This window comes from Bacillus sp. 275 (assembly GCF_001999205.1).
GTDB classification, from domain to species: domain Bacteria; phylum Bacillota; class Bacilli; order Bacillales; family Bacillaceae; genus Bacillus; species Bacillus velezensis.
Genome location: NZ_CP019626.1, coordinates 2628721 through 2654539, shown reverse-complemented (window position 1 = coordinate 2654539; position 25819 = coordinate 2628721). Strand labels below are relative to the sequence as shown.

The window sequence follows — 25819 nt, the reverse complement described above, 5'->3', positions numbered from 1 at the left end:
TCAACCGGTTCCATATGTCAATCGGTTGACATACAATTTTCTGATTATTTTAATCAAACAAAACGCACCCTCTTTATATGAAAACAGAAACATGGAATGTCCTTGCACATGTCAGCCTGATTCTCTAAAATAAGTGCGTGACGGAAATTGTAAGCCATTTCAGTAAGCAGGAGGGCACGGGAATGAAGCCTAACATTCATGATGTTGCGAAAATAGCGGGAGTTTCATCTACAACCGTTTCGCGGGTATTAAATAACCGCGGCTATATCAGCGAAAAAACAAAAGAAAAAGTGTACAAGGCGATGGAAGAAATCAATTACTTTCCAAACGATCTGGCCCGCTCTTTATTCCGAAAACGAACCAATTTAATAGGGCTTATCATCCCAAACTCCAGCAATCCGTTTTTCGGCGAACTCGCCTTTCATATTGAAAGCATTTGTACGTCCATGGGCTACAAACTGCTGCTTTGCAACAGTTTACATCGAAAGGATAAGGAAGAAAAATATTTGGAGATGCTGATAAGAAACCAAGTGGACGGCGTGATCGCCGTGACTTACAACCGGGGAATTCTCAATTATCACAAGCAAAATCTGCCGATTGTCGCCATTGATCATTACTTATCGGACACGATTCCCGTCGTCGGCTCAGACAACTATGACGGCGGAAAAAAGGCGGCAGAACTGCTGATTGAAAAAGAGTGCCGGCACATCGTCCATATCAACGGCCCGATTGAACTCGAAACACCGGCAAACCTCAGAAGAAAAGCATACGAAGACGTCATGCATGAACACGGACGGAAGCCTATTACATATGAAGTACCCTTTTATCAGCATTACCATGACATTATTTCAACATTATTCGATGAACAGCCTGACACCGACGGAATTTTTGCCAGCGATGATATCATGGCGGCTGCAGTGATGACCGAGGCCAAAAAACGGGGAATAGACATCCCGAATCAATTAAAAGTGATCGGTTATGACGGCACTGAAACCGTTCAATCGATTCTGCCGGACTTGGCAACCATCCAGCAGCCGATTGAATTGATTTCCAAAACAGCCATCGAGATTTTAGCAAAAGAAATTGAAGGCGAATTTGATGATTTGCCGATGGAAACGTATTTGCCGGTACGGCTTTTGGAAGGGCGGACAACGTAGTCAGACCGTTCAGCCGTACGTAGCGACGCGATTGCGGTCTATTTTGAGCGCTCCGGCCATATCATTTTCTCAAGGCTCCGGCATTGATCATCCTCATTTCCACTTTGCTGTTTGAACTTTTTGTTTTATGGGAAAAATGGTGTTAGAAGAAAAGGTTGGCATTTTGGTCAGCGTTTTGTTTGACCTTTATTGACCAAAAATGTATCATGTAAATACATACTTACCTAAAAGGTGAAGGAGGAGCATTATGAATTTAATACCTACAGTCATTGAACAAACGAACCGCGGAGAAAGAGCTTATGACATTTACTCCCGTCTTTTGAAGGACCGTATTATCATGCTTGGATCTGCGATTGATGACAACGTTGCGAACTCCATCGTGTCACAGCTTTTATTCCTTGAAGCGGAAGACCCTGAAAAAGATATTTCTATTTACATTAACAGCCCTGGCGGATCAATCACTGCCGGCATGGCAATCTATGATACAATGCAGTTCATTAAACCGAAAGTATCCACGATCTGCATCGGTATGGCCGCTTCTATGGGAGCATTTTTACTTGCAGCCGGAGAAAAAGGCAAACGTTACGCGCTTCCTAACAGTGAAGTTATGATTCACCAGCCGCTTGGCGGAGCGCAAGGACAGGCGACAGAAATTGAAATCGCGGCAAAACGCATTCTTTTGCTTCGCGACAAATTAAACAAAGTGCTTGCTGAACGTACCGGCCAGCCGCTTGAAGTCATTGAGCGCGATACAGACCGCGACAACTTCAAATCAGCTGATGAAGCCTTAGAATACGGCTTAATCGATAAAGTGCTGACACGCAATACAGAAGACCAGAAGTAATGCCCAAAAAACCTGCAAGAGCTGATGTCTCTTGCAGGTTTTTTTATGCTTTATTCCCATTCAAAAAAGTAATGAATGCTTTGACGACAGATAATTCTAACGCTGAAGAATCATACATAAGCCAAGTATCGCGTATCACAGGCTCGTTATTTTTATAGGATAGCGCCAATGTGTATAATTCATCAGAAGGCTGAAGACAGATTTCCGGCACAACAGAATAACCGAGACCGTTTTTCACCATCTCTTTACAGGTTTCCTGCCTGTCTACCTCCATCGCAATGAAAGGCGGTTCAGTAAATTGGTTATTCCACCATTTTTGAATCAAACTTTTCAAAGAAGCATCAGTTTGATAATAAATCATCGGCAATTTGGGAAGGTCCTCACTGTTGATTTCAGTTTTTGAAATAAGGTACAGTCTCTCTTCATTTAGCAGTTGTTTTTTCCCTTGCCAATCATAATCTCCCCTCATAATCCCAAGGTGTACCCCCGAATGATGAAGCAGATCCATCACCTTCGCACTCCATCCCGTATTGACGTGGAATTGAACAGATGGATACTGATCAGAAAACCGTTTTAGAATCGCCGGGAGCTTATACTGAGCAAAATTGCTTGAGACTCCTAATCTGAGAACCCCGCTGACTTCATGGCTCATATTGAGCATATCATCCTTCACTCTTCTGAATTCCTGCAGCATCTCTTTCGAATAATCAACCAGATGTTCACCTTCTGAAGTGAACTCCATCCCTTTTTTTCTTTTATAAAAAAGGCGCACTCCGAATTGTGCTTCCAGGTTTTTGAGCCGATAACTTAACGCCGGCTGTGTCATATATAATCGCTCTGCCGCCTTCGTCATATTTTTTTCTTCGAATAATGTAATGAGCACAATCCAATCCTTTTCATCCATATGAAATCCCCCAAAATATTTTTCTGCTATAAAATTTCCTCCTATTATAAAAGTTTTTTATTCAACTTTATAAAAATTATATGTTTTACTTATAATCCTTATTTATCATACGATATTTTCCAAAGGGACCGGTACCTTTTTATCCACACAAAATGATGTAAGGATGAGACAGCATGGAAAAAGTTCCTGTAACCGTCATGAGAGGCGGCACCAGCAAAGGCGTTTTTATTCATCAAAAAGACATGCCAGACGATACAAACCTATGGAGCGATTTTCTTTTAGACATTATGGGGAGCCCTGACGAGAGACAAATTGACGGTCTCGGCGGCGGCCATTCTCTCACAAGCAAGGCAGCCATTATTAAGAAATCCGCCAGAAAGGATGCAGATGTTGAGTATACGTTTGCTCAGGTCAGTTTGACTGACCATTTTACGGACTTCAAAGGCAATTGCGGAAATATCTCTTCTGCCGTAGGCCCTTATGCTATTGAGAAAGGGCTCGTTCAAGCTGAAGAGCCGGTTACAAAAGTCAGAATGTTAAATACAAACACTCAAAAAGTGATCGTAGCAGAAGTTGAAGTCAGAAATGGAACATTTCATTACCAGGGGGACTGCTCTATCCCCGGGGTTCCAGGTACAGCTTCTCCTATTTATCTTTCATTTCACCAGGCTGAAGGAGCGGTGACCGGAAAACTGTTTCCGACCGGTCAGCCTATTGATGTTCTCGATACACCGTATGGAAATATCTCGGTCTCGATTATTGATTACGCCAATCCGCTTGTCTTTGTAAAAGCAGAGGACGCGGGGCTTACCGGCTTAGAGCTTCCGGACGAATATACTCCGGATATATTGGAAAAGCTCGAAATGATCCGATCAATTGCAGCCGAGAAATGCAGATTCGCTTCAAGACATGAGGCTGCTGCAAAATCACCGGCCGTACCAAAACTGACTTTAATCTCGTCTCCAGCGGATTATATTGATACAAAAGGGATAAAGAGACACGCAGAAGAGATGGATCTTGTCATTCGTATGATGTCCATGCAAAAACCGCATCAAGCTTTAGCCATTACAGGGGCGGTTTGTACGACTGCCGGTATGCTATTGCAGGATACAATATTATCTGAATTTTCATTCTACGGCAGAACGATTCGATTGGGACATCCAAGCGGCATTTTAGAAACCGAGGCAGATGCTGATCCGGATGGAACAACGATTAAAGTAGTACGCACAGCAAGAAAAATCTCTGAAGGCTATGTGTTTACAAAGCAAAGTTACAACCTGAATACGCTGAATCGCATTGGTTAATACCAGTCTTCAGACAAGTCAAAGATAAACGGAGGAATACGAGATGATCAATGTAAATGCGTCTAATCGATTAAACAGACTGCCTTTTTCAAGGGCCCATCAAGCAGTGCTCGTTATCCTTTCATTCGCTTACTTTTTTGATTTTATCGATTTAAATACGTTTTCATATGCGGCGCCTTCACTTTTAAAGGAATGGAACATTTCGACTCATACCATCGCTTTTATTACGTCTGTCTCCTATTTCGGAATGTTTATCGGCGCCTCTGCAGGAGGATGGTTTTCAGACCGTTTCGGAAGGAAAAAAGGTTTAATTCTGGTTGTCACTTTTTTCTCTTTCTTCTCCCTCCTCTCTTCTCTGGCTTGGAACCCAGAAATACTCGGTGTTTTTAGATTTCTTACGAGTTTAGGTATCGGCGCCACAACGATTGTGGCAAGTACGTATATCAGCGAATTTTTCCCATCCGCAACTAAGGGTAAGTACCAGGCAATCTGTATTACAATCGGCATATGCGGAATTCCTGCAGCCGGCTGGGTGGCTAAATTGGTCGTGCCGTCCGCCTCTTACGGCTGGCGGTTTATCTTTCTATTCGGCGCGGTCGGTATTTTTTTTCCGCTGATCGCCAGAAAACTGGAAGAATCACCGAAATGGCTGGACACGAAAGGAAAAAGCGAACAAGCACACCGCATTCTGCTTGAACTGGAGGCAAAAGCAGAAAAAGAAAAGGGTGAACTGCCTGAACCAGCTCCGGCTCTACGAAGCAGACAAACCGCTGTAAAATCCGTTCCATATCGGACGTTATTTCAAAAGCCTTTGGCAGGAAGAACTTTTGTTTTAATGACGATGTGGGCAGCTTCCACGATTGCAATTCAAGGCTTTGGCACATGGGTTCCCACCCTTTTGGTAAAAGAAGGCGTATCAATGGATGAGTCTATCGTATACGTCACTCTGGGAACGATCGGTGCCCCGCTGGGCGCTCTCATTGCGTCGCAAATCTCTGACCGTGTGGATCGAAAGTGGGCCATTTCTGTTTTATCGTTAATTATTATGGCGCTTGGATTCTTTTACGGCATCAATCCTTTGCCGATGGTCATTGTCATATGCGGATTTCTCATGCATATGTTTGAGCGTACTTTCAGTTCGATCGCATATGCCTATACGCCGGAATTATATCCGGTTGAAGCCAGGGCCTCTGGAAATGGTCTCACTTACGGCGTAGGACGTCTTGCGAATGTAGCCGGTCCCTTTGTCGTCAGTTTCCTGTATTCAGGCTACGGATTTTTAAGTGTATTCTTGTTTTTTACAGGCTGCTGGTTTCTTTGTGCACTGACAGTCGGTATATTTGGAATCAGTTCAAAAAAACAAAAGATGCAGCAGGATGATTTCATATCGGAGGAAACATTCGTGCAACAAAAGTTGTAAACGCATACAGTCGCAAACCGCAAAACATCCATCTCCTCTGAGGAAATGGATGTTCTTCTTTCAACCCCAACAGCATTCTCTTTCTCATCTTATTCTCATACATATGTCTTATCATGAAGAAAGGTGTGATACGCATGAGAAAGAGAAAACGATTTCCAGAAAGAAAAGGTATTCTATAGGCGGAGAATTTTCCATCAGAATGGATCAGATGCAGCCGCCGAAACATATTTCAGACCGCTGCCTTACAATTCACGCCATTTCTTATCTAAAATCGGGTATGTATACCGATTCATCTGCTCAATCAGCTCATCCGGCCGGGAGGAACTGTGGATCAGCTTCAAATGAGACTCATTCGAAAATCCTTCCTGAATGCTGTACTTGACCATCTTCATCATCGGCTCAAAATACCCGTTCACATTGTACAGTCCGATCGGTTTTTGATGAATGCCGATTTGCGCCCAGCATAGCACTTCAAACAACTCTTCATATGTTCCGAAGCCGCCGGGCATGGCAATGTACCCATCGGCAAGTTCACTCATTTTCGCTTTCCGCTCATGCATGCCGCTGACTTCAATCAGTTCCGTAAGATTCTGATGAACAATCTCTCCGCTGAACAGCCCGCTCGGCATGACGCCGACAGCTTTTCCGCCGCCTGCCATTAACGCATCGGCGACGGTTCCCATCAGACCGACCCGTGAACCGCCGTAAACAAGGCCGATTCCCTGCTCCGCCATATATTCACCCAGTTCGGCCGCTTTGCGTTTGTACTCTTCATTTACCCCCGGATTTGACCCCGCAAATACACAAATGGTTTTCATTTTTTCATCTCCGCATCTATATATGTACATCAATAAATCAAAACACACTATATATTGTCCCATCTCTATATGATAATATCAATAAGAATCATACAGGACATAAGGAGTGTTTCACATGCAGATGGCTGAAGCAGAACAATGGACGAAAGATTTTTATGAAAAACGAGGATGGACGGCGTACGGGCCATTTATCAGAATCGGTTTTTTAATGGAAGAGGCGGGTGAGCTCGCCCGAGCGGTAAGAGCATATGAAATCGGCAGAGACCGGCCGGATGAAAAGGACGCGACCCAGGCTGAGCGCAGGCAGGAGCTGATTGAAGAAATGGGTGACGTCCTCGGAAATCTGGCCATCCTTGCTGATAAGTACGGCATCACGTTAGAAGATGCGATGAAAGCCCATCAGGAAAAACTGATCAAGCGCTTTGAAACCGAATAAAAACACGGCCTGTCCGCTTTTTCATGGACAGGCCGTGTCTGAATTTATCCCGTTATCTCGTCCTGATGCTCAAAGAAATGCTGCTTTCCGATTTTATGAAACAGCCCCGTCTTCCGGATCAGCTCTTTCGGCTGTGATTGCAATCCGACGATCATCAATCTCCCGTTATGCCGTTTGATCCGGTTCATCACATTCCCCAGCACCGCTTCTGCGGAGGTATCCATGTAATGTACATTATTCATCAGCAGAATAAGCGTCTTCGGCTTTTCCTGAACCCTCTCCAGCAGCGATGTTTCCAATGAATCAATTGAACCGAAAAACAGCGGCCCTTCAATGGAATATGTGCTGACGGACGAATCATTTTTAACCGATTTGACAGCGGCATGCGGTGTTTTGATACGTGTTGATTCGCTCATTTTTCTGATAAAGAAAACAAAAGCGAGCACGAGACCGGCAGAAACGCCGATGATTAAATCAAACAGAACCGTCAGCAAAAAGGTTGCCGCCAGTACGAATGAATCAGTGTTTTTCAGCCGCATCATATTGGCGACTTCCCTCCGCTCACTCATGTTCCAAGCCACAACCATCAATACCGGCGCCATGCTTGCCAGCGGTACGTGAACGGCAAGCGGGGCGAAGACGAGCAGGACGAGGAGGACGGTGACTCCGTGGACAACACCGGAAATCGGAGAAACTGCGCCGTTTTTAATATTTGTTGCGGTCCGCGCAATCGCTCCCGTTGCCGGTATACCGCCGAAAAGCGGCGCTGCCATATTGGCGATGCCCTGCCCGACAAGCTCCCTATTGCTGTCATGCCGTGATCCTTTCATATTGTCCGCGACCATCGCCGATAATATGGACTCAAGTCCGCCGAGAAGCGCAATGATCAGAGCCGACGGAAACATCATGATCATGTTATCGATTGAGAAATCAGGAAGCTGGAAAGCCGGAAGCTGCCGCGGGATTTCCCCGTAAGCAGAACCGATTGTCGCCATTTTGTCAGGAAAAAACACGACCGCCGCGGCTGTAGAGACAAGCAGCGCCACAAGCGCGCCCGGAATCTTCGGCATCAGCCTGGCTGATAACAGCAAAATGGCCAAAGCAATTCCCGCGATGAGGATGCTGTACAAATTAAAGGTTCCGATCTTCTTGCCGATTTCCGCAATGTTGAGGATAAAGCTTTCATGCTTTTGGATATCGCGCAGACCGAGAAAATGGGCAATCTGCTCCGAGAAAATCAGCACCGCGATTCCGGCCGTAAATCCGACGATCACCGGCTTCGGCACGAATTTCATAATCTTTCCGAGCTTAAATACGCCAAACAGGACGAGCATGACGCCTGCCATAAAACCGGCTACAAGTAAATTCTCAAAACCATACTGCATCACAATGGCAAATAAAATGGGAACAAACGCCCCCGTAGGCCCGCCGATCTGATATTTAGAGCCGCCCAACAGCGAAATCAGAATTCCGGCCACAATAACGGTGTAAAGCCCGTATTCCGGACCGACCCCCGAGGCGATGGCAAAGGCCATTCCCAGTGGAATCGCTACAATTCCCACCACAATTCCCGCGATTAGGTCTTTCTGAAATTTCTGCAAATTGTATCCCTGATATCTGCCGGTAAATTGCATCGTCAGCTGCATCCTCCTTTGACTGTTTCATAACCGTCAACGACTACATCCAGCGTCCCCGTCCCCGGATCGATCACCAGCCCGTGCACCGGCACCTCTTCAGGCAAGAGCGGATGATGCCTGACCATATTCACGCTGTGGGCCACGCTTTCTTCAACGCTGTGAAAGCCGGTCAGCCATGTTTCCAAATCGACTCCCGCATGCTGCAGAAGGCTGAGACATTTGTCCTCCACGCCGCGCTCTTTCGCTTTATTTAATATGGAAGCCGCATTTAATCCCGACATTCCGCACTCGCGGTGACCTATGATGCAGACTTCCTCTGCCTGCAGTTCATAAACGGCAACCAAAATGCTCCGCATGACACTTCCAAATGGGTGAGAAACAATGGCTCCCGCGTTTTTTATGATTTTGGCATCGCCGTTTCTGAGTCCCATCGCCTGCGGCAGAAGCTCCGTCAGCCTTGTATCCATACAGGATACGATGACAAGCTTTTTTTTCGGGAATTTTGTCGTTTGGTAAGGTTCATATTTCCTTTCTTGGACAAACTGCTGGTTGTGCTCCAAAATGCTTGATAAAGAAACCATTTTTCTATTCATCTCCCATCCGATCGTATTGCAAGCCTTCTTACCCAGCTTACAGTAAGGAATTATAGCACAGAAAAAGGACTCAAAAGCGCTTTCAAAAAAAGACACGATAATTTGACTGTAAATTCAGATTATGTTCATTTATATCTTTCAAAAATAATAAAATTTATCTTTACACCAACCTATAAAGCTTTTGAAAACAGCGGTTCCGCTCATTTTGCCTTCAGAAATATAGGCGGATTCTGTTATTGTTTGGAGAAATCAAGCATGTACATTTCTTTTTCTTTCATTTTAAGTTCAAAAGAACCAGAAATTTATCGTAATGCGTTTGAATATTTCTCACGTTACCGCTTCTCTTATATAATAAAATAGAGAAGAAAGACAAAGGAGGAGAAGCCCGTTGAAACCCTATGTATTCATCGCGAAACCGATACCGCCGGAAGTCGAACAAATGATAGGCGAGCATTGCCGGTATGACATCTGGAAAGAAGATACCATTCCAAAAGAGGAACTGTACGAAAAAATGAAAGATGCCGAAGGGCTGCTGACATCCGGAACGGCGATTGACAGTGATTTACTGGATCACGCGCCGAAGCTGAAGGTCGTCAGCAATAATTCTGTCGGCTATGATAATTTTAATATTGAAGAAATGAAAAGACGCGGGGTTGTCGGCACGCATACGCCGTACACCTTAGATGACACTGTCGCTGATCTGGCTTTTTCATTAATCCTGTCTTCCGCCAGACGGGTTGCCGAATTGGATCGATTCGTCCGCGCCGGCAAATGGGGAACCGTTGAGGAAGAATCTCTTTTCGGTATGGATGTCCACCATCAGACATTAGGAATTATCGGCATGGGCAGAATCGGTGAACAAGCTGCCAAACGGGCAAAATTCGGCTTCGATATGGACGTGCTGTATTATAACCGCAGCAGAAAACCGGACGCTGAGAAGGAACTCGGGGTTACATATGCCGAATTAGATACACTGCTGAAAACATCAGACTTTGTGCTGTTAATTACGCCGCTTACTGACGAAACGTATCATATGATGGGAGAGCGGGAATTTAAATTGATGAAAGATACGGCATATTTCGTCAATATTTCCCGGGGAAAGACGGTTGATGAGAAAGCGCTCATCCGCGCATTGCAGGAGGGCTGGATAAAAGGCGCCGGTTTAGATGTGTTTGAAAAAGAGCCGATCGCCGAAGACAATCCGCTCCTGCAGCTGGAAAACGTCACATTGCTTCCGCATATCGGGTCAGCAACGGCAAAAATCCGCTTGAATATGTTCAAGCAGGCCGCACAAAACATGATAGACGCCGTATACGGAAAAACGCCGAAAAACCTCACGAAGGAATTTCAATGAGATGAAAAACCCCGGCCGTTTCAGCCGGGGTTTATTTTTCGCTAGATCAAAAGGACTATTTTTAAATTCTTTCTATTCCTTTCTCTCGATGCTGATACAATGAAAAGGAATCAGCTTCACATGATAAAAATGGGAGGTATTGCTTTGAAAAAACGATTATCGTGGATTTCCGTTTGTTTGCTGGTGCTGTTCTCCGCGGCGGGGATGCTGTTTTCCACGGCTGCCAAGACGGATACATCTTCTCACAAGGCGCACACTGAAGCACAGGTTATCAACACGTTTGACGGGGTTGCGGATTATCTTCAGACTTATCATAAGCTTCCTGATAATTACATTACAAAGTCAGAAGCGCAGGCCCTCGGCTGGGTGGCATCAAAGGGGAATCTTGCAGACGTCGCTCCGGGGAAAAGCATCGGCGGAGACATCTTCTCAAACAGGGAAGGCAAACTCCCTGCCAAAAGCGGACGGACGTGGCGTGAAGCGGATATTAACTATACATCAGGCTTCAGAAATTCAGACCGGATTCTTTACTCAAGCGACTGGCTGATTTATAAGACGACAGATCATTATAAAACCTTTACAAAAATGAGATAAACACATACAAAAAACGGCTTCCCTGCGGGACTGACCCCATAATATGAGACAAACAAAAAACACCTTCAAGTTTGAAAACGGATCGTTGTTATCCGAAATTAGACTTGGAGGTGTTTTTCTATGAGGGCAAGAGTGAGTTATCCGGTTGAAGTCAAACAGAAGGCTGTAGAAATGAGATTGGCGGGCGTGCCTGTGAAGGAGATCATGCAGGAATTGAATATAAAGAATAAGACGCAGGTGCAGACATGGGTCAGGTGGTATAAAGCTGGGGACACACATCGATTCGAACAACCTGTCGGAAAGCAATATTCTTATGGAAAAGGTCCAGAGTATTCTTCCGAATTAGAGAAACTGCAGGCAGAAAATCGTTATCTGAGACAAAAGAATGAAGTGTTAAAAAAGTACAACGAATTGGAAAGGAAGCTGATAGCGAAACGCCAGTCGAGCTTGTAGAAGCATTGCGCGGCACAATGACCATACAGGATATCTGTATTCATTTAGGTATCTCACGAGCATCTTATTATCGTTGGAAGAAGAATCTGATGAAAGATAACCCTAAATACCATTTAGAAAAACAAATCGGCACGTTGTGCCGAGAACATAAGTATCGATATGGCTATCGGAAAATCACAGCCATATTAAAAAAGGGAATGCGTATTAATCATAAAACGGTTCAGCGCATTATGCAGAAAAACCAGTGGCAATGCCGGGTTAAGGTGAAAAAGCGCAAGAAGAATGGGCAGCCATATGCCGTGGCCGAGAATATATTAGATCGGAACTTTCAGTCTGATCGCCCTCTGGAAAAGCTAGTAACGGATATCACATATTTGCCTTATGGGCAGAAACAATTGTATCTTTCCAGTATATTGGATTTATACAATGGAGAAGTGATTGCTTTTACGATTGGCGATAGACAGGACACAGATTTTGTCTTACACACACTTGATCAGCTGCCCGTACTCCCAGAGAACTGCGTGTTACATAGTGACCAAGGTTCTGTTTATACATCTTATGAGTATCAGAAAGCTGTTAAAACAAAAGGCATTACCATGAGCATGTCCCGTAAAGGGACACCCGCTGATAATGCCTCCATCGAATCGTTTCATTCCTCACTAAAGTCTGAAACGTTCTACCTCGACAGGTTGGAAAGCACTACGACGACCATCGTAGAGCAAACTGTCGAAACCTATATATACTATTATAACAACATTCGTATTCAAACGAAACTAAACAACCAGCCGCCGGTCACATACCGACAGCTGGCTGCTTAAAGGTGTTTTGATCCCTGTCTCAAAAACGGGGGTCAGTCCCCTGCGGAGGCCGTTTTTTTTTTGCAGAGAACCTGCGAGCTTCATATAAAATGAGCAGTAAATTTTTCTTCAAACTCTGACCGGTCTATTCTGCTGTTTTCCGCCGTGCCATCGTGTTTTTTTATTGTTATATTGCGTTCAGACAGAACCATGTGCCCTTCCGGTGTCCGCTTAGAAGCAAGCAGGCGTTTGTTGAAAGGAGAGCGTTCATGTTCAAAGATTGTTTGTTTCATAGACTTGAGATCCTTTTCATCGATTTCTTCAAGCGAAAATGCGTAACCTGTCTGCCAGCCGTCCCCTTTGTTCATTTCAAGCAGGTATGTCCCGAATTCCGTCTCTTCTATCCTCACGCGGAACGCTCCGGCCGCTGATACCGTCTCGTCTCCCGACATCGGCACAGGCTGCATGGCGAGATTGAGGCCGAAGCCTGCATCAGCGATGTACTCATTCCCCCCGGCGGAAAGAAGTACGGCCGCATGTGTGCCGGGCAGCGCCCAGCCGTTTTTCCAGACCGTTCCGCGGATCAATTTGACATCAAATCCGGCATCTTTCAGGATGAAATAAAGCAGTCCGTTCAAGTCATAACAAAGGCCGCCATGAGGTTCCTTCACCATGTGCCGCCACAGTCCTTCTTTCGTGACGTCATATTCTTTTTTGGACAAAACCGCGCGATTTTCAAACGGAAACCGATATGCGAGCGCCTTTAAAAACTCCGGCAGGTTGCTGAAATCGAGGGAATCCTTTTCCCAGCCTATCGTTTGATAACAATCTTTCAGAAACTCATTCATCGTTCCGTCCCCCTTACAAAGTGTTCACACTTCTTCCTGCACATAAGCGGACAACTTTTCCAGCGCTTCCTTTTCATCGTCGCCTTCAGCGATCAGAGTGACTTCCGTCCCCGTGCTGACCGCCAGACTCATTAATCCCATAATGCTTTTGGCATTCACTTTCTTGCCGTTTTTCTCAAGAAACACATCTGATGCAAAACGATTTGCCTCCTGTACAAACAATGCAGCGGGGCGCGCCTGTAATCCCGTCTTTAAACGCACTTCCACTTTCTCCTGAACCATAAGATCTCCCCTTTTCTGTACGGTTATTTCAAAGTGATGCTTTGTCCTGTACGCAGCTGTTCTGCGATTTCATCGAGCTTTCTCAGCCTGTGATTGATGCCGGATTTGCTGATTTTCCCGCTTGCAACCATTTCCCCCAGTTCTTTCAGCGTGACCTCCTGATAATCAATCCGCAGCTGCGCAATTTCGCGAAGCTTTTCCGGCAGCGCTTCAAGACCGATCCGTTCATCAATGTATTTAATATTTTCCACCTGTCTGAGCGAAGCACCGATGGTTTTGTTTAAGTTTGCTGTTTCACAATTGACGAGGCGGTTCACTGAGTTTCTCATATCTCTGACAATCCGCACATCTTCAAAACGCAGCAGTGAATTGTGAGCGCCGATGACATTCAGAAATTCAGTGATTTTTTCCGCCTCTTTTAAATACGTAATATAGCCTTTTTTCCGTTCAAGCGTTTTGCTGTTCAGATGAAATTCATTCAGCAGCGCGCATAATGAATCGTTATGTTCCTTATAAAGCGAGAAGATTTCCAAGTGGTACGACGAGGTTTCGGGATTATTCACAGATCCCCCCGCCAAAAACGCCCCTCTCATATAAGAACGTTTGCAGCAGCGTTTCGCCACCAGTTCCTCAGAAATATTCCGTTCAAATACAAAGTTCTCTCCGAGGATTTTCAATTCCTCTAAAATCAGCTTTGCATTTTCAGAAAAGCGCACAATATAAACATTGTTTTTTTTCAGCCGCATTTTTTTTCTGACTAACAGTTCGACCGATACATCATATTGTTTCTTCAGCAATGTATAAATGCGGCGGGCAATCGCCGCATTTTCGGTTTGAACGTCAAGCACGAGATGGCGGTTTGAAAATGACAGGGAACCGTTCATCCGAATCAGCGCGGACAGCTCCGCCTTGGAGCAGCAGTCCTTCACTTCCAGATTCGTCAGTTCTTTTTTTGTTTCCGATGCAAATGACATATTAGCCACCTCATTTCAAAAGGCCTCTAGTCCCTTAATAAATCGACAAGAAGAGAAGCCACTTTATGTGTATCGTGACGGATTACGCCATTTTTATACGTGATAATCTGATCCCTGATGACCTCAAGCCCCATGGATTTCAGCTTTTCAACATTGAAGTCGACGGGCCGGGCCAGCTCTTTCGCATATTTGCTTTTGATTTCGTCAGGGATCTCCTCATTGTTGATTAAGATCGTGTCGATAAACGGCTGCTCCATATGATCGTTCAGCGCCTTGACATGGTCGGCCGCACTGTATTGCAGCGTCTCTCCGGGCTGTGTCATGACGTTGCATATATATACTTTTTTGGCCGCAGCCTTGACGACTTCCTCTCCGATTTTCGGTACGAGCAGATTCGGAAGAATGCTTGTGTACAGGCTTCCCGGACCGATAATGATTAAATCGGCCTGACGGATGACGTCAATCGTTTCCGGGAGCGGATCAATTTTTTCAGGCGTAAGAAACACCCGTTTAATCTGCTGGCCGTAAGAAGGGATTGTCGATTCTCCGGATACGACCTGCCCGTCCTCCATTTCAGCGTGAAGAACGACACTGGTGTTGGCAGCCGGCAGCACTCTGCCGCGGACATTCAGCACCTTGCTCATTTCGGTGACAGCGTGAAAAAAATCACCGGTTATATTTGTCATCGCTGCCAAAATCAAATTGCCGAGCGAATGTCCGGTTAAGTCGCTTCCTTTGTTGAAACGGTGCTGAAACAGATTTTCAACGAGCGGCTCAACATCTGACAAAGCGGCCAGTACGTTACGGATGTCACCCGGCGGCGGAATTTGAAGTTCATCCCGCAGACGGCCTGAACTTCCGCCGTCATCAGCAACTGTCACAATCGCCGTAATATCAACGGGCTTATGCTTTAACCCCCGAAGCAGCACGGACAGACCCGTTCCGCCGCCGAAGATTGCGATTTTCGGCTTCTTATTCATTTCCGGCTTCTCTTTTCAATGTCCCGGTGAGTGACATGAGTATAGAAATCTTTTTTAAAATAGTCAGCCAAATATTCAGCGAGCGTGACGGAGCGGTGCTGGCCGCCCGTACAGCCGATCGCGATGACAAGCTGGCTTTTACCTTCCCGCTTATAAGACGGAAGCATAAAGCCGAGCAGATCAACAAGCTTTTCAATAAACTTTTGTGTTTCGTTCCACTTCATCACATAGGATGACACTTCCTCATCTTTCCCCGTAAGCGGCCTCATGCTTTCAATGTAGAACGGATTCGGCAGAAACCTTACATCAAACACGAGGTCGGCATCTATCGGAAGCCCGTATTTGAAACCGAATGACATTACGTTCACTGTAAATGTTTCACCTTGGTTCGTGGCGAAATGCGCCACGATTTTTTCACGCAGATCACGCGGTTTCATATCCGATGTGTCATAGATCAGCTGAGAGCGCCCTTTCAATTCTTCAAGCAGCTGGCGTTCCAGCGCGATTCCTTCGAGAGGAAGCCCGGTAGCGGCCAGCGGGTGAGAACGCCTCGTTTCTTTGTATCTCGTCACAAGGATGGAATCCTTAGCGTCTAAAAAGAGAATGCGCGGTGTAATCCACGGATTTTCCGCCATTTCATCCAGCGCCTCAATCAGCCTGTCAAAAAATTCACGTCCCCGCAGATCCATGACAAGCGCGACCTTGCTCATTTTTGAACTTGATTCTTTCATCAGCTCCAAAAATTTCGGCAGCAAGGAAGGCGGCAGATTGTCGACGCAAAAATAGCCGAGATCCTCAAAGCTTTGAATGGCGACGGTTTTCCCCGCTCCAGACATTCCCGTAATGATGACGAGCTGAATATCATGGTTTTCATTCATACTCATCTTTCTCCCCCCTGCGGTCTTTCTTTTATTTGATAAGCTGCGGATCTAAACGATAGCTGAGCAGCTCGAAGTCCGGCGTATACGTAAAGGTGCCGTGCAAAAGCCCTTGGCCCTTGATCATAAAATCAAGGATATGCCCGTCTCCGGGGGCCATCGGAAGGCTGTGGATATCTTTTACGTCATGCCACTTCAGAACGCCTTCCTCTGATTCAGCGACATTTCGCCCCGTGTACGAGTCGGCGACGAAAGTAAACATCATCCACTCTGACACGATTTGTTCCTGTTCCTTAATAATAAAGGTAAACACGCCTTTTAACTGCGGATTTAGTATATAAATGCCCGTCTCTTCTCTGTACTCTCTGATGACGGAATCTCTGACGGATTCGCCGCTTTCCATCTTCCCGCCGGGCGCGACCCACCAGCCCCGTCTCGGCTTTTGGAGAAGGAGAACCTGATCATCTGTCTGCAGCACACAATTTGTCACTCTTTGCACAAGTACGTCACCTAACCTTCTCAACAAATCATCGTCTCTTCATTATACCGTTTCGGCATGTCTCTCACAATGCAGAGACACCGACATCCTTTTCTTTTATTTGACAGAAAACAGAAAATCGCAAAAAAAGGGCACGGATACTGGAATCCGTGCCAAAGTGTATTCATTAAAAAGGGGGTCAATTACTACATTCATCTTAAAACATCAGTATTTCACCCGTGTTACAGCGTAATTAAAACACAGTAACGATTCAAAAACTGAACATTACAGTGATTATTTAACGGTTTTGAGCGTTTCCTCAAGCTCTTCCACATAATGCTGAACGCTTTGAGCCGCAATACTTCCGTCGCCTGTCGCCGTTACGATCTGGCGGAGCGTTTTTTCACGGATGTCTCCCGCGGCAAAAATGCCTGGAACTTTTGTTTCCATTTGAGCGTTTGTTTCAATGTAGCCTTCTTCATTTGTGATGCCCAAGTTTTCGAACGGTTTAGAAAGCGGAAGCATACCGATATAAATAAAGACGCCGTCAGCTTTGAATTCTTCCTCTTCTCCCGTCACGGTATCCACAAGAGTAAGTCTGCCGACTTTTCCGTTTTCCTCATGGATTTCTTTTACGGTTTTGTTCCATTTGAAGTCAATTTTCTCATTGTCAAAGGCACGCGCCTGAAGAATGCTTTGCGCACGCAATTTGTCACGTCTGTGAACGATGGTGACTTTTGAAGCGAAGCGTGTCAGATAGACGCCTTCTTCAACGGCGGAGTCTCCGCCGCCGACAACGACAAGCTCTTTATTTTTAAAGAACGCGCCGTCACAAACCGCGCAGTACGATACGCCGCGGCCGCCCAGTTCTTTTTCGCCGGGAACACCGATCTTTTTGTATTCCGCTCCGGCAGAAATGACGATGGCGCGCGCTTTATATTCTTTTGAACCGGCTTTGACCGTTTTATATTCTTTGCCGTCAACGATTTCTTTAATATCGCCGTACGCATATTCCGCACCGAATTTTTTCGCATGTTCAAACATTTTATTAGAAAGTTCAGGGCCGAGAATGCTTTCAAAACCAGGATAGTTTTCAACATCCTCCGTGTTGGCCATCTGGCCGCCCGGAATTCCTCTTTCGATCATTAATGTGGATAAGTTCGCTCGTGATGTGTAAACAGCAGCGGTCATCCCCGCCGGACCCGCGCCGATAATGATCACATCATAAATTTTTTCTTCTGACACCATGATTCACTCCTTTTCGAAATGGGGCGCACCCTATATGGATAAGAATCCCCATCAATCGTATTCCTTACCCATATCCTATTAAATCTGAGGGCAATTCGCTATTTTTTTGCTCATTTTTCTAAGAAACCGTGATTAGGCAGCTCCTGAGCGGGTATACAAATAAAGAAAGAGCCTTCCGGGATAGAAGGCCCTTGTCTTATTCATTATTGCACGACACGTCTTACATTGCCGTTGAATGCTTTCTTCCAGTAAGGGTTGCTCATAGAATCAATGGATACACCGTGTGATGTATTATCGTTCAGGAACGTTCCGTTACCTAAGTAGATGCCGACGTGGCCGTTTGTTTTATACGTATTGAAGAATACTAAGTCTCCGCGTTTCATGTCAGACGCGCTTACTGCTTTACCTCTTCCGATTAATGTATCTGTGTTTGTGCCGCTTGCAGGTCCAAGGTTAACGCCTGCGTTAGCATAAGCCCAGCGTACGAATGAAGAGCAGTCAAAAATACGGTTGTTAATATCAGATTGAGTGCGTCCGCCGCCGAATTTGTACGGGGATTGACCCACAAGGCTTGATCCTACGCTGATCGCGCCTTCAATACCGCCTGAATTTGAAATAACAGATCCGCCGTCAGAATCATCTGAACCGCTGCTGTTATGAGATGATCCGCCTGAAGTGCTCTTCGGTTTGCTTGAGCTGTCAGATGATGTTGAAACAGCCGCTTTTTTCACAGTTTTAACCGCCGGTGCCGGCTGGCTGTCATCTTTTTGGTTTTGGTCTTCAGAAGCTTTTTGCGCTTCTTCCTGTTTTTTGATCAGGGCAGCCGCTGCAGCCTGCTCAGCTTTAATGCGCTTCTGTTCTTTTTCAGTGTCAGCTTTTTCGTTTGCAAGCTTTGATGCTTCTTTTTTCAGATCAGAGATAGCGGAAGCCGCTTTTTTCTGACCGTTTTTCGCTTCGTCGAAAAGCTTGTCTTTCTGATCAAGCTGTTTGTTCAGGTCTTTTTGCATAGACTCGAGTTTCGCAAGATCATCTTGAACTTTTTTCAGCTTCACGTTAAGTTCAGCTTCTGCGTCTTCGAGTTTCGCTTTATCCTGCTCCTGCTGTTTGATCAGCTCTTTATCCGCATCAACGATAGAAGATACCGCAGTCGCACGGGAAATGAAGTCTCCGAAGCTTGTCGCCCCTAAAAGAACATCTATGTATCCTTGAGAACCGCCGTTTTCCTGTAAAGAACGAACGCGTTTTTTCAGGATTTCATTGCGTTTTTCAATACGCGCTTCTGTTTCTTTGATTTCTTTTTTCAAATCAGCGATCTGCTTTTTCGTTTTTTCGTTTTCAGCTTTTTTATCTTCGATTTTATTGCTTGTATCCAACGCTTTAGCGTTAATGTCTTTCAGTTCTTTTTCAATCTTAGCCTGCTTGTCCTGAAGCTTAGACAATTCTCTTTCTTTTGCTTCAAGGCTTGAAGCCACCTCAGATTGCTTGCTTTCGATTTTTGCTTTTTTGTTGTCTAATGTTTCCGCCGATGCAGTTTTTGTAAACGGGATCAAAAAACTGCTTGTCCCGATGACGGAAGCCAAACCAAGTGTTAATAAACTCTTTTTCACTTTTTCTTTCCTCCCTTTTACTTTAAACCTGTTCTCATTTGGAATTCTATTATGAACATCAAAGTTACGCTCCTCACATACCCGTGAGGCTGATGATTTTTATGTATGAATCTTTAAATCTTTTAAATTGGTATAGATTATACAGCACATGTAAAATAAACTAATCTCTTATGTACGAGACTCATTATACCATCATGTTTCGACAATTTTTATTACAGTTATATTTCAATGTGATTGCAAATCTCATATTTTGCAAAATAAACGGTGATTACGGCCTGATTTCGATTCGAAAAGCAAAAAAATACGTATGAATACCTCTTTATTCGGCGGTAAAGTTCTGTTTTGCCCCTTTCTGATAAAAAAAGAACCGACTCTTTATATAGAAAGAATCGGTTTTATTCTAATATATCGTCTATTTGTCTGATGTATTTCGAAAGTGTTGCCGGCGTTATACCGTAAACGGCGGCCGTTTCTTTTTTCGTCGTTTTTTCGCCGTTCGCTTCTTTCCATACATATGCGATGGCTGCGGCCCATGCCCGCTCATTCTGTACGGCAGCGGCGGCGCGGATGTGCTGAATGACGTGAAAAACCCAGCAGCTCATGACGTCAGTTTTTAAACTGTCGGCTTCCGCTTTCTCCAGCAGCTTGACCGTCCGATACGTGAACAGCGCATCACCGGAGACGCCTGAAGCGCCTTTTTCACCGGAAAGCAGCAGTTTGACGAAATCTTGTTCAAACGGTGAAACGGCACGTTTTGCCGTCAGAACTTTTTCAAGCTGGTTCCGCTCTCCTTCAGCGCTGCTGATATAATAGGCGGCAAGCCGCTGTTCAAGTGAAGCAGGCAGCGGTTCCTGCCGCTCCGCCCAAGGCGCGGGCCGGTCTGATTCGGGAAATTCGGCTTCGGCCTTTTTCCAAATGGTTTCCGCAAATTCTGTGCGGCCTGTCCCGTAGGCTGAGGCGGCCAGCCAGTAATAAAACGTTTCGTCGCCTTCGAATCCGCTTTTGTAAAGAGAATGGAGCCATTTATAACCGAGATCATGTCTGCCGACAAGCGCAAGCGTCGCCCCCAGCTTATAGCGCTGTTCGAATAAAATCGGATACACATTGGCGAGTTTTCCGCTCAATTCTCCGACTTTTTCATCTTCCCTCTCGTAATAGCAGAATACAAGGAGGTTGCACAGGGCATGGAGATTGCCTTCATTTTTCTCAAGCACTTCGAATACCGTTTGTTTCGCTTTTGTGACATTGCCTGAGTAAAAGTAAGCGAGCGCCAGGTTGTTGTATGCAGACCAAAGCTCGGGGTAATCGGCCGTAATCTCTTCAAGCATGACAACCGCTTCATGAAGCTGGCCGCTCTCAAGAAGCGTTTTTGCCCGATCCTGCCTGATCAGCAGTTCATCCTGGTCATAGAGCGATTCGTTTTCACCCGCTTCGCCGAAATCCAATAGCTCCATCAGACTTTCAATTTCTTCGCTGAATTCACCGTCCGGATCGGCATCTGAATAAGCCGCTGCTTCTTTGTATGCTTCCTGAAAGAGTCCCAAATGCGCGAAATTATTCGCTTTAAAGTAATGACACTCGGGCATTTCTTCTTTCAGGTTCACCAAAATAAAGTCGAACAGCTCATTTGACTGCTGGTAGTGGCCCATTTCAGAATAAATGACGGCCAGCCGGGACAGCATTTCGGAATCATTCGGCTCGAGGTGGACGGCCCGCTGAATCAGTTTGCTGGCCCGCTTTAAATTCCGCTCTTTATATGCTTTTAAGCCTTTATGAAAAAAATATTGTCCATCCTGAAGCAGCTGGACAATTTGCGCGTGCTTTTTCTGTTCAGAAGTGTGTTTTCCCACAAATATCCTCCGTTTTATACGTATTACCGTCAGTAGTATACCATAAAACGGTTTCACCTCAATAGTTCAAAAGACAGGATCGGCTTCGTTTTTTACTGGCTGGTTCGACCAGATTTTAGCTGTTTTTTTCACGAGGCTCGGCTGGAAGAATGACGCGGAAAAGGGTTCCTTCGCCGCGCTTGCTCTCAACCTCTATCGAACCCCCGTGCAGCTCGGCGATTTTTTGGGCGATGGACAGACCGAGCCCGCTTCCTCCTTCGTTTCTCGCCTTGTCCGCTTTATAAAACCGTTCAAATACACGCTCCGCCTGTTCAGGCTCCATTCCGATTCCGTCGTCGGCGATTTCGACAGCCGCCGCTCCCGGCAGATCTGCAATTTTAACGGAAATGCGGCCGCCTTCACCGGTAAATTTTACGGCATTGTGAATCAGATTCATCCATACTTGGCTGAGCAGCGCTTCATCTCCGTACACATACGACTCCTGTAAATCAATGAGAAACTCAATCTGTTTGGCGGACCACTCAGGCTCACAGGTCAATATGGTGCGCCGCAGCTGTTTGTCAATGCGGAACGGTTTTTTTTGTATCGGTTCGGTTTGGCGTTCGAGCGCAGTGAGCTTCAGCAGATTTTCACTGATTTTTGATAATCGTTCTGTTTCTGTTTCGATGATGTGTAAGTAGCGCCCCCGCTCCTCATATGATAAATCCGGTTTTTTCAGAAGGTGCGCGTAGCCCTTTAATGAAGTGAGCGGGGTTTGGATTTCATGGGAAACGTTCGAAATAAATTCTTGTTTCAGTTTTTCCATTTCACTCAGTTCCGCGGCGAGTGTCGACAGTTCATCAGCCAATTTCGTCACGGGATGGTTCCGCTCAATCTTCTCCATTTTCTGGGAAGCGGCCGCTGTGAAGTTGCCGCTCGACATTTGCTTGATCGTGGCGGTCAGCGAATCCCAGATCGCATGATGTCTTTCACGTGCTGACTTTGAAAAAATAAACATCGTTACGAACAGCAGGCCGAAAACAAGCCAAAGCGTCAGAATCTGCTCGGCGTACGGCACAAGTAAAATCGGCCATATGAGACCGAATCCCTGAACAATCAGGTGAGCCGCCAGCCATAAGAATGCGGTGACGGTGAGAAGGATGATGATTTTTCCAGCCGTTCTGAAGATCCGTTTCATCCTGTCACCACAAACCGATACCCGAGCCCCCGCACCGTATGGATGGCAAACGGATAGTCTTTTTCCGGAAACCGTTCTCTCAGCCTTTTAATATGCACATCAACGGTCCGCTCGTCACCTTCATAATCAAAGCCCCAAATATCTTCTATTAATTGTTCTCTTGAAAACGTCTTATTCGGATAACCGGCGAGCTTAAATAAAAGCTCAAATTCACGCCGGGGCAATGTCAATCCCGCTCCGCCGCCGCGCGTTACGGTGCGGGATTGCTTATCTAATGTGACCGTTCCGATGGTCAGCAGTTTTTCAGCGGTGATCCGGTACCGTTTCAGCAATGCTTTGACCCTTGCTTCCAGCTCAAGCGGCTCAAACGGTTTGACGAGATAATCATCCGCTCCGGAAGTAAAACCTTGCACTTTGTCCAGCGTTTCGCCTTTTGCCGTCAGCATCAAAATCGGAATGTCCGTAAAGCTGCGGACGGCTTCACTGACTTCAAACCCGTCCATTTTCGGCATCATCACATCCAGTATGATGAGATCTATAGGTGCTGATTCGATCAGCCGCACCGCCGCTTCCCCGTCTTCCGCTTCTGCGACGTCAAAACCGCTCTGCTCCATCATAAGGCGGACAAGCTCACGGATATGGCAGTCATCATCCGCAACCAATATGACAGCCATGAAAATCCCTCCTTCTGCTTTTTTGCCTGTCTTCTTTTAATGAATCGACATGATGTCTATTAACCGTCTTATTTTTTCATTGTCTCCTGTATCGACAGACACTTTTTTTGTATGGCGGATCATTTCCTCCGTCACTTCTTTCATTACCCCTTGATCAGTATCTTCACGAGACTCCCAGCGCAAAGGAACATTGTATACCTGAATGGTGCCGTCACCATTGCTGCTGTAAGTGACTGACCCATCGACTAACCGGGAGCCTGCTAACTGCGTAACATCTTCCGGATAGCGGGCGCTCGTATGATCGTCAGGATTGACGAGTGCTCCGGCCGGAATGCGGCGAACGTTCAATTCATCTATCTGCTGATTTTCCCCAAGCTGCAGCCAGATGCGGGCATATTCAATTTGCAGAGGAGAATAATCTGCCGACATGTTATCCGGTTCGCTTTTGTCCGCAGAGACGTGATGTGAATCTTTGTTTACGGGTTCTTTTTTTTCTGCCGCTGTTGCTGTTTCAGCCTTTTTGATGCCGCTGCTTTCTCCGGCCGGACTTGAAGAATGGCTCGGCTCTTCATCGTTACCATCCGTACACCCGGCAGTCATAAATACGAGCAGTAAGGCCGCGTGACAATAAAAAATCTTTGTGCGTTTTTTCATCATTTAACCCTCGCTTCCAATGAATAGGATTCCGGCTGCAAAATAAAAAGCAGCTTTTTCAGCTGCTTTTTATTCATAAAGTCTTGCTTTACACAGCTTTGTTTTCTAAGTCGGCATTCAGCTTCAGCTGCTGCTCCGCAAAATCGCGGTACAGCGAATGGGATGCCATTAATTCATGGTGTGTGCCCCGTCCGGTGATTTCACCCTGTTCGACAAAGAGAAGCTGATCTGCATCCACAACCGTGGATAAACGGTGGGCAATCACAATCGTGGTGCGGCCTTTCATTAGAACTTCCAGCGCCTGCTGCACCCATTTTTCAGATTGGCTGTCCAGACTTGATGTCGCTTCATCAAGCATCAGAATGCTCGGGTTGCGAAGGAGCGCTCTGGCAATGGCGATGCGCTGGCGCTGTCCGCCTGACAGCATAATCCCCCGCTCACCGACCTCGGTTTCAAATTTCTTCGGTAAGTCTTCAATAAATTGCAGGGCGTAGGCCATGTCAGCCGCTTGCCTCAGTTCCTCATCAGTCACCTCGCGTTTTAATCCGTAGCAGATATTGTCGCGGATGGTGCCTGACATTAACGGGCTTTCTTGCGACACGTAGCCGATATGCTCCCGCCATGACTCAAGGGAATACGCATCAATCGGTTCATTTCCGAGCAGGATGCTGCCCGCAGTCGGATTGTAGAATCGTTCAAGCAGCTTAAATAACGTTGTTTTTCCGCCGCCGCTCGGTCCGACGATCGCGGTGACTTTGCCGGCCTCAATCGTAGCCGTAATGTCTTTTAAGATGGTTTGATCTGTTTTGTAGCCGAATGAGACTTGTTCGAGCTTAATCGGCTGATCCGCGTTTTCAATGGCTTTTCCGGTTTGGATATCTTCTTCTTTTTCTGCAAGAATATGAATCATCCGTTCCGTTGCGCCGACGGATTTTTGAAGCTGTGTGAAAAATGAAGTGATCTGGCCCATCGGCATAATGATCTGAAACAAATACAGGATAAAGGCAACGAGTGCGCCGGCTGTCAATTCACCGGATGACACCTGCATCCCGCCGTACCCGATGACAGCGACCAGCGCCGCCATTAATACAAGTGTAATAAGCGGGCCTACGAGCGACTGCACCTTCGCCTCACGCAGCCCGAGTTTAAAGAGTGCCATGATGCCTGCTTTTCCGCGTCCGTATTCCGCTTCTTCAGCGTTTGACGCTTTTACAAGCCTGATTTCCGGGAGGATGTGGTTTAATAATCCGGTGAATCTCGCCGTTTCATCCTGTGTTTCCCGAGAAATTTTAAACATTTTCCGGCCGATCGGCACTAAAATCACCGCAGCCAGCGGCACGACGATCAGCACAAGCAATGTGAGCTTCCAGTTCATGAAAAATAAGATCGTCAGTGACCCGATAACGGAAATGATTCCGGTAATAAATCCGCTGATATTGTTTGTGATCAGCTCTTTTACCACCATTGTGTCATTGGTGACACGGCTGATCGTTTCTCCCGTGGCGTTTTTGTCAAAATAAGAGACGGGCAGTTTAATTAATTTCTGCCACAACAAATCACGCAGTCCCGAGATGATTTTCTGGCCGCTGTAGTTCAGGGCGTAGGTGGCGTAGGCGCTTAATGCGGCCTGTACGATAAACACGGCTGCGATGATTCCGATTTGCACGCCTGACAGCGACGACATGGAAAAGCCGTCAACGAGCTGCTTTGTCAACAGCGGAATCAGCAGGCTGACGAGCGTTGTCACAATACTGAGAGACAGCGCGAAGGCCAGCATACCGTATGATGGTTTTGTTTTTTTGACTAATGAAAAGAATGAGCTGAATTTCCCTTTAGGTTTTGGTTGTTTATTCGGCAT

Annotated in this window: 25 protein-coding genes; 8 read left to right on the top strand and 17 right to left on the bottom strand. The window is 46.0% G+C overall.

Annotated elements, in window-relative coordinates:
• The first annotated feature begins 182 nt into the window (after positions 1-182).
• A complete protein-coding gene (locus tag BZ167_RS12870; RefSeq protein WP_061860901.1) occupies positions 183-1157 on the top strand; it encodes a LacI family DNA-binding transcriptional regulator in 975 nt (324 codons plus the stop codon).
• A 247-nt stretch (positions 1158-1404) separates the two neighbouring features.
• Complete coding sequence (gene clpP, locus BZ167_RS12865) at positions 1405-2001, top strand: ATP-dependent Clp endopeptidase proteolytic subunit ClpP (protein ID WP_003151513.1); 597 nt, start codon at positions 1405-1407, stop codon at positions 1999-2001.
• Between the two features lie 43 nt (positions 2002-2044).
• Here clpP and BZ167_RS12860 read toward each other — a convergent pair whose 3' ends face one another.
• Positions 2045-2905: a LysR family transcriptional regulator gene (locus tag BZ167_RS12860; protein ID WP_061860902.1), complete on the bottom strand. Its 861-nt coding sequence runs from the start codon at positions 2903-2905 to the stop codon at positions 2045-2047.
• A 173-nt stretch (positions 2906-3078) separates the two neighbouring features.
• Here BZ167_RS12860 and BZ167_RS12855 point away from each other — a divergent pair, with 173 nt between their 5' ends.
• Positions 3079-4209: a 2-methylaconitate cis-trans isomerase PrpF family protein gene (locus BZ167_RS12855; RefSeq protein ID WP_077392098.1), complete on the top strand. Its 1131-nt coding sequence runs from the start codon at positions 3079-3081 to the stop codon at positions 4207-4209.
• 43 nt (positions 4210-4252) lie between these two features.
• Entirely contained in the window at positions 4253-5629 is a 1377-nt protein-coding gene (locus BZ167_RS12850; protein ID WP_015240656.1) for an MFS transporter, read from the top strand.
• Positions 5630-5871: 242 nt separating this feature from the next.
• On the opposite strand, the gene BZ167_RS12845 is transcribed toward BZ167_RS12850, so the two are convergent.
• Positions 5872-6447 (bottom strand): LOG family protein, encoded by a 576-nt coding sequence (locus BZ167_RS12845; RefSeq protein WP_015387658.1) that lies wholly within the window; start codon positions 6445-6447, stop codon positions 5872-5874.
• 115 nt (positions 6448-6562) lie between these two features.
• On the opposite strand from BZ167_RS12845, the gene BZ167_RS12840 reads away from it, so the two are divergent.
• Entirely contained in the window at positions 6563-6883 is a 321-nt protein-coding gene (locus tag BZ167_RS12840; protein WP_003151506.1) for a MazG nucleotide pyrophosphohydrolase domain-containing protein, read from the top strand.
• Positions 6884-6927: 44 nt separating this feature from the next.
• Here BZ167_RS12840 and BZ167_RS12835 read toward each other — a convergent pair whose 3' ends face one another.
• Together BZ167_RS12835 and BZ167_RS12830 are read right to left on the bottom strand one after the other, a co-directional pair.
• A complete protein-coding gene (locus tag BZ167_RS12835; protein WP_077392213.1) occupies positions 6928-8517 on the bottom strand; it encodes a SulP family inorganic anion transporter in 1590 nt (529 codons plus the stop codon).
• A gap of 2 nt (positions 8518-8519) precedes the next feature.
• On the bottom strand, positions 8520-9101 hold the full coding sequence (locus BZ167_RS12830; RefSeq protein ID WP_003151503.1) for a beta-class carbonic anhydrase: 582 nt from the start codon (positions 9099-9101) through the stop codon (positions 8520-8522).
• A gap of 451 nt (positions 9102-9552) precedes the next feature.
• On the opposite strand from BZ167_RS12830, the gene BZ167_RS12820 reads away from it, so the two are divergent.
• The 3 genes from BZ167_RS12820 (at position 9553) to BZ167_RS12810 (ending at position 12332) form a co-directional block, all read left to right on the top strand.
• On the top strand, positions 9553-10467 hold the full coding sequence (locus tag BZ167_RS12820) for a 2-hydroxyacid dehydrogenase (RefSeq protein WP_229024480.1): 915 nt from the start codon (positions 9553-9555) through the stop codon (positions 10465-10467).
• A gap of 204 nt (positions 10468-10671) precedes the next feature.
• Positions 10672-11061, top strand: a complete 390-nt coding sequence (locus tag BZ167_RS12815; protein WP_223204413.1) for a ribonuclease — start codon at positions 10672-10674, stop codon at positions 11059-11061.
• Between the two features lie 120 nt (positions 11062-11181).
• Positions 11182-12332, top strand: a protein-coding gene (locus BZ167_RS12810) for an IS3 family transposase (RefSeq protein WP_148660071.1) whose coding sequence is annotated in 2 segments (ribosomal slippage) — positions 11182-11455 and positions 11455-12332 — 1152 coding nt in all. Because the reading frame shifts where the segments join, the coding sequence is not laid out codon by codon here.
• Between the two features lie 80 nt (positions 12333-12412).
• Here the strand turns inward: BZ167_RS12810 and BZ167_RS12805 are convergent.
• The 13 genes from BZ167_RS12805 to BZ167_RS12745 all read right to left on the bottom strand — a co-directional run bounded on the left by BZ167_RS12805 (position 12413) and on the right by BZ167_RS12745 (position 25819).
• Positions 12413-13159 (bottom strand): arylamine N-acetyltransferase family protein, encoded by a 747-nt coding sequence (locus tag BZ167_RS12805; protein WP_007407420.1) that lies wholly within the window; start codon positions 13157-13159, stop codon positions 12413-12415.
• Between the two features lie 24 nt (positions 13160-13183).
• Positions 13184-13441, bottom strand: coding sequence for an HPr family phosphocarrier protein (locus BZ167_RS12800; RefSeq protein WP_012118534.1), 258 nt, complete (start codon positions 13439-13441; stop codon positions 13184-13186).
• Positions 13442-13464: 23 nt separating this feature from the next.
• Positions 13465-14415 (bottom strand): DNA-binding protein WhiA, encoded by a 951-nt coding sequence (whiA, locus tag BZ167_RS12795; RefSeq protein ID WP_033575191.1) that lies wholly within the window; start codon positions 14413-14415, stop codon positions 13465-13467.
• Between the two features lie 26 nt (positions 14416-14441).
• Positions 14442-15395 carry a gluconeogenesis factor YvcK family protein gene (locus tag BZ167_RS12790; RefSeq protein WP_064108177.1) on the bottom strand — a complete coding sequence of 318 codons (954 nt, stop codon included), beginning with the start codon at positions 15393-15395 and terminating at the stop codon, positions 14442-14444.
• Positions 15392-16279: an RNase adapter RapZ gene (gene rapZ / locus BZ167_RS12785; RefSeq protein WP_012118535.1), complete on the bottom strand. Its 888-nt coding sequence runs from the start codon at positions 16277-16279 to the stop codon at positions 15392-15394. The genes BZ167_RS12790 and rapZ overlap by 4 nt, the downstream gene beginning before the upstream one ends.
• 25 nt (positions 16280-16304) lie before the next feature.
• A complete protein-coding gene (locus tag BZ167_RS12780; RefSeq protein ID WP_003151491.1) occupies positions 16305-16772 on the bottom strand; it encodes an 8-oxo-dGTP diphosphatase in 468 nt (155 codons plus the stop codon).
• Between the two features lie 273 nt (positions 16773-17045).
• Positions 17046-17996, bottom strand: a complete 951-nt coding sequence (gene trxB, locus BZ167_RS12775) for a thioredoxin-disulfide reductase (protein ID WP_007407423.1) — start codon at positions 17994-17996, stop codon at positions 17046-17048.
• A gap of 206 nt (positions 17997-18202) precedes the next feature.
• Positions 18203-19606: a peptidoglycan DL-endopeptidase CwlO gene (locus BZ167_RS12770; RefSeq protein WP_061860907.1), complete on the bottom strand. Its 1404-nt coding sequence runs from the start codon at positions 19604-19606 to the stop codon at positions 18203-18205.
• 395 nt (positions 19607-20001) lie between these two features.
• On the bottom strand, positions 20002-21456 hold the full coding sequence (locus BZ167_RS12765; RefSeq protein ID WP_064108179.1) for a tetratricopeptide repeat protein: 1455 nt from the start codon (positions 21454-21456) through the stop codon (positions 20002-20004).
• A 115-nt stretch (positions 21457-21571) separates the two neighbouring features.
• Positions 21572-22633, bottom strand: coding sequence for a sensor histidine kinase (locus BZ167_RS12760; RefSeq protein ID WP_061860909.1), 1062 nt, complete (start codon positions 22631-22633; stop codon positions 21572-21574).
• Positions 22630-23307 carry a response regulator transcription factor gene (locus BZ167_RS12755; RefSeq protein WP_061860910.1) on the bottom strand — a complete coding sequence of 226 codons (678 nt, stop codon included), beginning with the start codon at positions 23305-23307 and terminating at the stop codon, positions 22630-22632. Before BZ167_RS12755 ends, BZ167_RS12760 begins: the two co-directional genes overlap by 4 nt.
• 36 nt (positions 23308-23343) lie before the next feature.
• On the bottom strand, positions 23344-23961 hold the full coding sequence (locus tag BZ167_RS12750; protein ID WP_061861495.1) for a hypothetical protein: 618 nt from the start codon (positions 23959-23961) through the stop codon (positions 23344-23346).
• An 88-nt stretch (positions 23962-24049) separates the two neighbouring features.
• Positions 24050-25819 (bottom strand): ABC transporter ATP-binding protein, encoded by a 1770-nt coding sequence (locus BZ167_RS12745; protein ID WP_012118541.1) that lies wholly within the window; start codon positions 25817-25819, stop codon positions 24050-24052.

Coding starts and splice junctions, on each gene's coding strand:
- BZ167_RS12830 (WP_003151503.1), bottom strand. CDS start 9,101: ATGGTTTCTTTATCAAGCATTTTGGAGCACAACCAGCAGTTTGTCCAA.
- BZ167_RS12840 (WP_003151506.1), top strand. CDS start 6,563: ATGCAGATGGCTGAAGCAGAACAATGGACGAAAGATTTTTATGAAAAA.
- BZ167_RS12870 (WP_061860901.1), top strand. CDS start 183: ATGAAGCCTAACATTCATGATGTTGCGAAAATAGCGGGAGTTTCATCT.
- rapZ (WP_012118535.1), bottom strand. CDS start 16,279: ATGAGTATGAATGAAAACCATGATATTCAGCTCGTCATCATTACGGGA.
- BZ167_RS12835 (WP_077392213.1), bottom strand. CDS start 8,517: ATGCAATTTACCGGCAGATATCAGGGATACAATTTGCAGAAATTTCAG.
- BZ167_RS12845 (WP_015387658.1), bottom strand. CDS start 6,447: ATGAAAACCATTTGTGTATTTGCGGGGTCAAATCCGGGGGTAAATGAA.
- BZ167_RS12760 (WP_061860909.1), bottom strand. CDS start 22,633: ATGAAACGGATCTTCAGAACGGCTGGAAAAATCATCATCCTTCTCACC.
- BZ167_RS12805 (WP_007407420.1), bottom strand. CDS start 13,159: ATGAATGAGTTTCTGAAAGATTGTTATCAAACGATAGGCTGGGAAAAG.
- BZ167_RS12750 (WP_061861495.1), bottom strand. CDS start 23,961: ATGAAAAAACGCACAAAGATTTTTTATTGTCACGCGGCCTTACTGCTC.
- BZ167_RS12800 (WP_012118534.1), bottom strand. CDS start 13,441: ATGGTTCAGGAGAAAGTGGAAGTGCGTTTAAAGACGGGATTACAGGCG.
- BZ167_RS12855 (WP_077392098.1), top strand. CDS start 3,079: ATGGAAAAAGTTCCTGTAACCGTCATGAGAGGCGGCACCAGCAAAGGC.
- BZ167_RS12815 (WP_223204413.1), top strand. CDS start 10,672: ATGCTGTTTTCCACGGCTGCCAAGACGGATACATCTTCTCACAAGGCG.
- whiA (WP_033575191.1), bottom strand. CDS start 14,415: ATGTCATTTGCATCGGAAACAAAAAAAGAACTGACGAATCTGGAAGTG.
- clpP (WP_003151513.1), top strand. CDS start 1,405: ATGAATTTAATACCTACAGTCATTGAACAAACGAACCGCGGAGAAAGA.
- BZ167_RS12745 (WP_012118541.1), bottom strand. CDS start 25,819: ATGCCGAATAAACAACCAAAACCTAAAGGGAAATTCAGCTCATTCTTT.
- BZ167_RS12790 (WP_064108177.1), bottom strand. CDS start 15,395: ATGAATAAGAAGCCGAAAATCGCAATCTTCGGCGGCGGAACGGGTCTG.
- BZ167_RS12860 (WP_061860902.1), bottom strand. CDS start 2,905: ATGGATGAAAAGGATTGGATTGTGCTCATTACATTATTCGAAGAAAAA.
- BZ167_RS12820 (WP_229024480.1), top strand. CDS start 9,553: ATGATAGGCGAGCATTGCCGGTATGACATCTGGAAAGAAGATACCATT.
- BZ167_RS12755 (WP_061860910.1), bottom strand. CDS start 23,307: ATGGCTGTCATATTGGTTGCGGATGATGACTGCCATATCCGTGAGCTT.
- BZ167_RS12850 (WP_015240656.1), top strand. CDS start 4,253: ATGATCAATGTAAATGCGTCTAATCGATTAAACAGACTGCCTTTTTCA.